The sequence below is a fragment of the Pseudarthrobacter sp. B907 genome (genome assembly GCF_040137805.1).
Classification (GTDB): Bacteria; Actinomycetota; Actinomycetes; order Actinomycetales; family Micrococcaceae; genus Arthrobacter.
Genome location: NZ_JBEEQE010000019.1, coordinates 80,676 through 88,512, shown reverse-complemented (window position 1 = coordinate 88,512; position 7,837 = coordinate 80,676). Strand labels below are relative to the sequence as shown.

Annotated in this window: 8 protein-coding genes; 5 read left to right on the top strand and 3 right to left on the bottom strand. The window is 68.6% G+C overall.

The window, feature by feature from the left end; genetic code table 11:
* A partial coding sequence (locus ABLI39_RS15240; protein ID WP_349414298.1) for an HNH endonuclease signature motif containing protein occupies nt 1-861 on the top strand: 861 nt, incomplete at its 5' end.
* A 31-nt stretch (nt 862-892) separates the two neighbouring features.
* Here the strand turns inward: ABLI39_RS15240 and ABLI39_RS15235 are convergent.
* Together ABLI39_RS15235 and ABLI39_RS15230 are read right to left on the bottom strand one after the other, a co-directional pair.
* On the bottom strand, nt 893-1,420 hold the full coding sequence (locus tag ABLI39_RS15235; RefSeq protein WP_349414297.1) for a DUF427 domain-containing protein: 528 nt from the start codon (nt 1,418-1,420) through the stop codon (nt 893-895).
* Between the two features lie 93 nt (nt 1,421-1,513).
* Entirely contained in the window at nt 1,514-2,449 is a 936-nt protein-coding gene (locus tag ABLI39_RS15230; RefSeq protein ID WP_349414296.1) for an aldo/keto reductase, read from the bottom strand.
* A 51-nt stretch (nt 2,450-2,500) separates the two neighbouring features.
* Between ABLI39_RS15230 and ABLI39_RS15225 the strand changes: the two genes are divergently transcribed.
* Both ABLI39_RS15225 and mshC read left to right on the top strand, forming a co-directional pair.
* Nucleotides 2,501-3,334 (top strand): undecaprenyl-diphosphate phosphatase, encoded by an 834-nt coding sequence (locus ABLI39_RS15225; RefSeq protein ID WP_349414295.1) that lies wholly within the window; start codon nt 2,501-2,503, stop codon nt 3,332-3,334.
* Between the two features lie 15 nt (nt 3,335-3,349).
* Nucleotides 3,350-4,639, top strand: coding sequence for a cysteine--1-D-myo-inosityl 2-amino-2-deoxy-alpha-D-glucopyranoside ligase (mshC, locus tag ABLI39_RS15220; protein WP_349414294.1), 1,290 nt, complete (start codon nt 3,350-3,352; stop codon nt 4,637-4,639).
* Between the two features lie 113 nt (nt 4,640-4,752).
* On the opposite strand, the gene ABLI39_RS15215 is transcribed toward mshC, so the two are convergent.
* Complete coding sequence (locus tag ABLI39_RS15215; RefSeq protein WP_349414293.1) at nt 4,753-5,658, bottom strand: PAC2 family protein; 906 nt, start codon at nt 5,656-5,658, stop codon at nt 4,753-4,755.
* 121 nt (nt 5,659-5,779) lie between these two features.
* On the opposite strand from ABLI39_RS15215, the gene ABLI39_RS15210 reads away from it, so the two are divergent.
* A complete protein-coding gene (locus ABLI39_RS15210; RefSeq protein WP_349414292.1) occupies nt 5,780-6,529 on the top strand; it encodes an HAD family hydrolase in 750 nt (249 codons plus the stop codon).
* The gene (locus tag ABLI39_RS15205; protein ID WP_349414291.1) at nt 6,522-7,745 is read left to right on the top strand and encodes a site-2 protease family protein; all 1,224 of its coding nucleotides are present in this window, start codon (nt 6,522-6,524) and stop codon (nt 7,743-7,745) included. The genes ABLI39_RS15210 and ABLI39_RS15205 overlap by 8 nt, the downstream gene beginning before the upstream one ends.
* Nucleotides 7,746-7,837 lie beyond the last annotated feature (92 nt).

The following is a 7,837-nucleotide window of genomic DNA, read 5'->3' as shown; positions in this document are numbered from 1 at the left end:
ATGAACACCGCCACCAACCCCCGCACCAGGGGGACCGCGGCCGCCTACGGGGCTGCCCCCGGCGGAGCGGACGACGGATCAGAAGGCGAAGAGGCTGCGGACGGCTTCGTGCCGAACGTCCTGGACCGGCGGTCGCGGCCGCAGAAACACCTCGACGGCCTCGTCGGCGGCTGCAAGGTCGCCATGGCCTCCGGCGGGCTGCCCGCCACGGGCGGACTCCGGCCCCAGGTCATGGTCACCATCGACTACCGCGACCTCCTCGAACGCCTCCACCGGCTGACCGACACCGGGGAAACGGGCGGCGGGCCCACCGCGGGCACCGACGCAGCCGTCGGGAGCCCGCCACCACCAACCGCAGAAGAGTTCCATGGCAACGCCACGACCGGCTTCACCGGCGACGCAGCCGGAAGTGTCAACGGCGCCGGCCCGCTCGGGTTCACCGGCACCGGGACCATGGCGTTCACCGGCCCCGTCACCGCCGCGACCATCCGCAAAATCGCCTGCGACGCCGACATCATCCCCGTCCTCCTCGGATCCAAGGGCCGCGTCCTGGACATCGGCCGCACCACCCGGGTCTTCCCGCCGCATATCCGCAAAGCCATCACCGCCCGCGACCGGGGCTGCGCGTTCCCCGGCTGCACCATCCCCGCCCCCTGGTGCGAAGCCCACCACATCGACTATTGGTCCCGCGGCGGCTCCACGAGCACCGACAATGGAACACTGCTCTGTTCACACCATCACCACCTGATCCACAAAGAAGAATGGACCATCGAGCCCCACGCGGGCGTCCCGTGGTTCGTCCCGCCTCCCCACCTCGACCCCCAACAGCAACCGAGACGCAACCACTACTTCCGCTCGTGAAGAGCTGGTCGGGTTGCCGCGTCGGAGTCTTTCACCATCCGGCTGTGCCCGGGCCGCCCTTGAACGGGCCGACGATCTGCGAGGTGATCCAGCCGCCATAGAAGTCACCCTCCTGCGAGGTGACCCGTTCGCCGTCGACCGTGCAGGAGTCCATATGTGCCGGGTAGAGGGCCACCCGGGTGCTGAGCGCCTCGAAACCACGGGCCGGTTCCGGGTAGGTCCAGCCGCCCCGGGGGACAACAACACCACCTGCGACAACGTCGAAGTACTGTGCCTCTCCCTTGAATTCGCAGAAGCTGGTGCCCTGGGCCGGGACAAGGACCCCGACAGGGAATGCTTCGAAGGGCAGGTAGTAGACAGGCGGATGGCTAGTCTCCAGGACACGGACCGAGTCGGTGGTGTCGGCAATCACCTGCTCGCCAAGCCGCACGACCACCCGATCGGACCGGTGCTCGACGCGCGGCGGCCGCGGGTAGTCCCACACAGATTCCTGCCCGGCCTTGGGCTTGATGGGCTGGGGACGCCGAAAGAATCCGGAAAAGCCGTTCGCAGGAGTCATCTCCCAATGGTGCCACCTGCCGCTGGGATGCAACCGTGAACGCAGGGGGGTGAGCCGGAGATCAATCGTGCCGGCAGACTCCCGGGGAAGCCCCTAAGCTCCGGCGGAGACGTCCTCCAGGGCGACGGCAATCTCTGGCGGCAGCGGCGCCAGCGAGGAGTCCAGGATCTCCTTGAGCTGGACGGCAGTCCGGGGTCCCACCACCGCGGTGGCCACCCCGTGCTGGGAAAGCAGCCAGCTCAGCGATACGTCCAGGGCGGCCCGGCCCAGCCCCTTGGCCGCCATGGCCACCGCCTCAACGACGCTGCTGGCGCTGCCTTCGAGGTACGGCTCAACGTAGCCGGCCAGTTTCTGATGCGCGGCGCGGGAGTCGGCCGGTATATGGCCGCGGTACTTGCCGGTCAGCACGCCGCGGCCGAGCGGACCCCAGGCCATCAGGCCGAGCCCGGCGTCTTCAATGGCGGGAATCAACTCGGCCTCGGGCTTGCGCTGCAGCAGTGAGTACTCGGACTGGCAGGCGACCAGCGGGAACCCGGCCACGGCGGCGGCCTTGGCGGTCTGCCAGCCGGTGAAATTGGAGACGCCCGCGTAGCGTGCCCGGCCGGAGCGCACGGCGAATTCCAGGGCTGAAAGGGTTTCCTCCAGCGGCACATTGGGATCCCAGGCCTGTGCGAACCAGAGGTCAACGTGGTCGGTGCCGAGCCGCGCAAGGCTGGCGTCCAGGCCGGACAGCATTCCGTTGCGGGAGGTGTCGACGCTGTGGCGTCGGCCCGACGTCGTCAGCCCGGCCTTGGTGGAAATCACCACTTCGGAGCGCGCGACGACGTCACCCAGCATGCTGCCGAGCATCGCCTCGGCGCGGCCGCCTGCGTAGGACGCGGCGGTGTCGATCAGCGTGCCGCCCCCGTCGACAAAGGTGCGCAGCAGGGCTGAGGCATCCTGCTCATCGGTCTCACCGGCCCACGACATGGTGCCAAGGGAGAGGGACGACACACGCAACCCACTGTTGCCGACATAACGCTGCTGCATGCCTGCAAGCTTACGATGCTCCGGAACGTTCATAACGTAGGGTCTATAAACGTGAACTGGTTAGAAGCAGCCTTTCTGGGCCTGGTGCAGGGCCTGACAGAATTCCTCCCGATTTCCTCGAGCGCTCACCTGCGGATCGTGGGGGCGTTCCTGCCGGATGCCGCCGACCCTGGGGCGGCCTTTACCGCCATCACCCAGCTGGGTACCGAGACCGCGGTGATCGTGTACTTCTGGCGCGACATCGTGCGGATCGTGAAGGCCTGGTTCGGCTCGCTCGCCGGGCGGGTGTCCCGGCAGGACCCGGACGCCCGGATGGGCTGGCTCGTGATCCTGGGCAGCCTTCCGATCATCGTCCTGGGCCTGCTGTTCCAGGACCAGATCGAATCGGTGCTCCGCAACCTCTGGATCGTCGCCACCACGCTGATCGTCTTCGGTATGATCCTGGCAGTCGCGGACGCCGTCGGCCGCCAGGAACGTGACCTGACCCAGCTCACCTACAAGCACGGCATTTTCTACGGCCTCGCGCAGGCGATGGCCTTGATCCCCGGCGTCTCGCGTTCCGGTGGCACCATCACCGCGGGCCTGCTGATGGGCTACACCCGCGAAGCCGCTGCCCGCTATTCCTTCCTGCTGGCCATCCCGGCGGTCTTCGGCAGCGGCCTGTACCAGCTGTACAAGGTGGTCACTAAAGAAGGCATCACCGGACCGTACGGCCTGCCCGAGACCGGACTCGCCACCGTGATCGCCTTCGTGGTGGGCTACGTCATCATCGGGTGGTTCCTCAAGTACGTTTCCACCCGCAGTTACCGGCTCTTCGTCTGGTACCGGATAGGTCTGGGCCTCGCGCTGTACTTGCTGCTCGGTTTCAATGTCATCAGCGCCTAGCACTAGTCTTGGTCTGTGAAATCCTGGACTTCCCGCCCCGTTCCCCAGCTCCCGGGCAGCATGCCCGCGCTGCGACTTTTCGACACCGCCAAGGGCGGCCTCGTCACCCTTGAAGCAACGGGGGAGCAGTCCATGTACGTGTGCGGCATCACCCCGTACGACGCCACGCACATGGGCCACGCCGCCAGCTACGTCGCCTTCGACCTGCTCAACCGTGCGTGGCGCGACGGCCGCCAGCAGGTCGCCTACGTCCAGAACGTCACCGACGTCGACGACCCCCTGCTGGAGCGCGCGACGGCGACCGGCGTGGACTGGCGTGAACTCGCCGCCAGCCAGATCGAACTGTTCCAGACCGACATGGCAGCCCTGAACGTCCTAGCCCCGGACAACTATGTGGGCGCCGTCGAAGCCATCCCGCTGATCGTTCCGGCCATCGAGTCCCTCGTGCGGCGCGGACTGGCCTACCGGCTGGCCGGCACCGCCGGGGAGCCCGACGGCGATGTCTACTACGACGTCGAAGCGGCCGGGAAGCACTCCGCGGAGGCGCGCGATGCCTGGACGCTGGGATCCATTTCCGGTCTGGGTGACGCCGAAATGCTGGAGCTGTTCGCCGAACGCGGCGGCGACCCCGGCCGCGCCGGGAAACGCCAGGCCCTGGACCCGCTGCTGTGGCGGGTGGCCCGCGAGGGCGAGCCGAGCTGGCCCGGCGGCGAACTGGGGGAGGGGCGTCCCGGCTGGCACATCGAATGCACTGTCATCGCCCAGAAATACCTGCCCGCGCCGTTCACGGTGCAGGGCGGCGGATCCGACCTCGTTTTCCCGCACCACGAAATGGGCGCCGGCCATGCCTACTCCCTGGCCGGGGTGCCGTTGGCCAAGCACTTCGCGCACGCCGGGATGGTGGGACTCGACGGCGAAAAGATGAGCAAGTCCAAGGGCAACCTCGTGCTGGTGTCCAAGCTGCGGGCCGCGGGCGAGGAGCCGGGCGCCATCCGGCTCGCGATCCTGGCCCACCACTACCGCAGTGACTGGTCCTGGACCGAGGACGGCTTTGCCCAGGCCAAGGACCGGCTCGCCAGTTGGCGGGCCGCCGTGGCCATTGCTCCGGCTGGGTCCGCCGGTCCGCTCATCGAGGAACTCCGGGCCGCGCTCTCTGACGACCTGGACGCCCCGCGTGCCCTCTCCGCCGTGGATGCCTGGGCCGCCGCCGCGCAGGCGGCCGGTTCCGAAGGCCCGGCGGGTTCCGCCGCTGATGCGGCGCTGGTGGCCGACGCCGTCAACGCCCTGCTCGGCGTCGAACTCTAGGCACGGCGCGCGGCGCGCCGCGCGCTGAAGTCCTGCGACGCGAAAAAGCGCTGGCGACACCCGAATTCTGGTGTCGCCAGCGCTTTTTGGTAGCGCCAGCGCCTTGCGCGTCCTTAGGGTTTTTCCTTGCCGCGGCGCTTGAGGTAGCGCTCAAATTCCCGCGCAATCGACTCGCCGCTGGCCTCGGGCAGGTCCGCCGTGTCCTTGGCCTCTTCGAGCTGGCGGACGTAGGCCGCGATCTCGGGGTCCTCGGTGGCGAGTTCGTCGACGCCGCGCTCCCAGGCGTCGGCGTCCTCAACCAGTTCCTGCGTGTCCAGCGGAACCTGCAGCAGTTCCTCGATCCGGTGCAGCAGGGCCAGCTGCGCCTTCGGCGAGGGTGCCTGGGCCACGTAGTGCGGCACGGCGGCCCAGAGCGAGACCGTGGGCAGCCCGGCCAGCAGGGCCACCTCGGCGAGCACACCGACGATCCCCACGGGGCCCTCGTACTGGGAGGCTTCCAGGTCCATCCGTTCACGCAGCGCGGCGTCGTCGGTCGAGGCGCTGACCGGGATGGGCCGGCTGTGCGGCACATCCGCCAGCAGCGCGCCGACCAGGATGACGTAGTCCACCTTCAGCGCCTCGGCGTGCACCAGCAGCTCGGCTGTATAGGCGCGCCACTTGTACGAGGGCTCAGTGCCCTGGACGAAGATGACATCCACGTTGGAGCCCGGGACGCTGGCCTTGAAGATCCGGGTGGACGGCCACTTGATCTTCCGTTCGCCGGACGCCGTCCGCCGGATGGTGGGGCGGGTGAACTGGAAATCGTAGTACTCGTCCGCATCGATCGAGCCGACCTTTTTGCCGCCCCAGAGCTTGTTCAAGTAGCGCAGCGCATCACTTGCGGCTTCGCCGGCGTCGTTCCATCCTTCAAACGCCGCGAGCATCACCGTGATGCGCTGGCCCTCGGGTACGGGCTGCAGCAGCCGCTCCGGCTCGGGCGTGACGCCCGTTTCGGTGGTGTCTGGCTCGAAGCTATTCATGTGTTCACCCTACGTCCAACTTGCGGGGGAGCGCAGACAGGCGGGCCCTACAAGTCCCCTGAAATTCGCCGACGGCGTAGCCCCGGGCACCGGGCCGGGGCTACACCGTAGACTGGAGGGCATGCGATCCCCAGCCTCCCAGCCCCTGCTCAAAGCCGCGTTATGGGACATGGACGGCACGATCGTCGACACCGAACCTTACTGGATCGAGGCTGAGCACGCCCTGGTCGCGGCCCACGGCGGAGAATGGTCGCACGAGAAGGCCATGCTGCTCGTGGGCCAGTCGTTGGTGTTCTCGGCCGGCATCCTGCAGGAAGCCGGTGTGGAACTCGAAGAGCGCGAAATTATTGACACCCTCACCGGGCATGTCGTCAGCCTGGTCCGGGAGTCGGTCCCGTGGCGGCCCGGGGCGCGGGAGCTGCTCGACGAACTGCACACGGCCGGCATCCGTTGCGCCCTCGTGACCATGTCCGAGGCGCCCCTGGCCCGCGAGATCATTGCCAGCCTGCCCAAGCCGTATTTTGAATTCCTCGTCACCGGGGACACCGTCACGCAGGGCAAGCCGCACCCCGAGGCGTACCTGAAGGCCGTTGAACTCCTGCAGCAGGAGGATCCCGAACTGGACCACCGGCACTGCGTGGCACTGGAGGATTCCGTTCCCGGAGTTGCCGCGGCCGTGGCCTCCGGGGTCGTCACGGTGGCCATTCCGCACATCGTTCCGCTCCCGCACGATCCGCGCCGCACCACCTGGGACACCCTGGCCGGGCGCACCGTCGCCGACCTCGAGGAGCTCGTCACGCTGCGGCACGCAGACGCCGGATCCTGGATCGTCGAGCTGGAGCGCGCGGGCAGCGGTGGCCAGCTTGACTGAGCCGTCGCCGCAGAAACCGCCGGGAAACGCCGAGCAGCGCCCATTCTCCCTGCGCGGCGGCATTCCGCTCGGCCGGATCGCCGGCATCCCCGTCATCCTGGCTTACTCGTGGTTCGTCATCGCGGCATTCACCGTGATCGCCTACGGCCCGGTCCTGGCTCATAACTTCCCGGGAACCGGGGCCACCGCCTACCTCGCCGCGTTCGCGTACGCCGTGCTGCTGCTGCTCTCGGTGCTGGTCCACGAGCTGGCGCACGCCCTGACGGCCCGGATGTACCGCTGGCCGACCAGCAAGATTGTCCTGAACCTCTGGGGCGGCCACACCCAGTTCGAGAACTTCACCGCCTCGCCCGGGAAGTCCGTGCTGGTGGCCATGGCCGGCCCGGCCGCGAACCTCGTCCTGGCCGGCGCGGGCTGGCTTGTGGTCGCCCCCGGCCCGCTTCCGGGCCTCGCGGACCCCCTGGCGAACATCTTCGTGTGGGCTAACCTGCTGATCGGCATCTTCAATGTGCTGCCAGGCCTGCCCCTGGATGGCGGCCGGCTGGTGGAATCCGCGGTCTGGAAGGCCACCGGAAGCCACGAGAAGGGAACCATCGCGGCCGGCTGGGCGGGCAGGATCATCGTGATCGCCCTCGCCGTCTGGTTCGTGGCGTTGCCGCTGCTCAGCGGCAACCGCCCGGACACCTCCCTGATACTCATCACCGTCCTGGTGGGCAGCTTCCTCTGGCTCGGCGCCACCGCCTCGATCCAGCAGGCCCGCTACCGCAGCCGGCTGCACCTGGTCGACGCCGCCGCCCTCGCGGAGCCGGCTATCGGCCTGCCGGACGCCGCTACGGTCGCGGACGTGCTGCGGCACTCGCCGGCCGGGGCGCCCGCCGTCGTGCTCTACGGTGCCGATGCGCGGCCCGCCGCCGTCGTTGACGAAACCGCCGCCGCGGACGTTCCCGCGTCGCTGGCCGCCGCCACACCTGCTACCGCTGTCGCGTACCCGCTCACTGCCGGCGCCTACGTCAAGGAAACCGACCGGGGCGCCGAACTGCTGGCGTACCTGGCCCAGCTCGAGGGATCGGACTACGCGGTGGTCGACGACGGCGGCACCGTCACGGGACTGCTGCGGCAACTGACTGTGCTCAATACCCTCACCGGCAAGCAGCAGCGGGGCACGGCGGGCACCCCGGCCGGCGGCGAAGGCCGCAATCAGGACCGGAACCGGTAGAGTTACCTGCCGGTCGTGAATTATCCGGCCCAAGAACCACGGGCCGGTGCCAGCCGCCACAGCCGCGGCCACCAAAGCTTTACAGGAGCGAG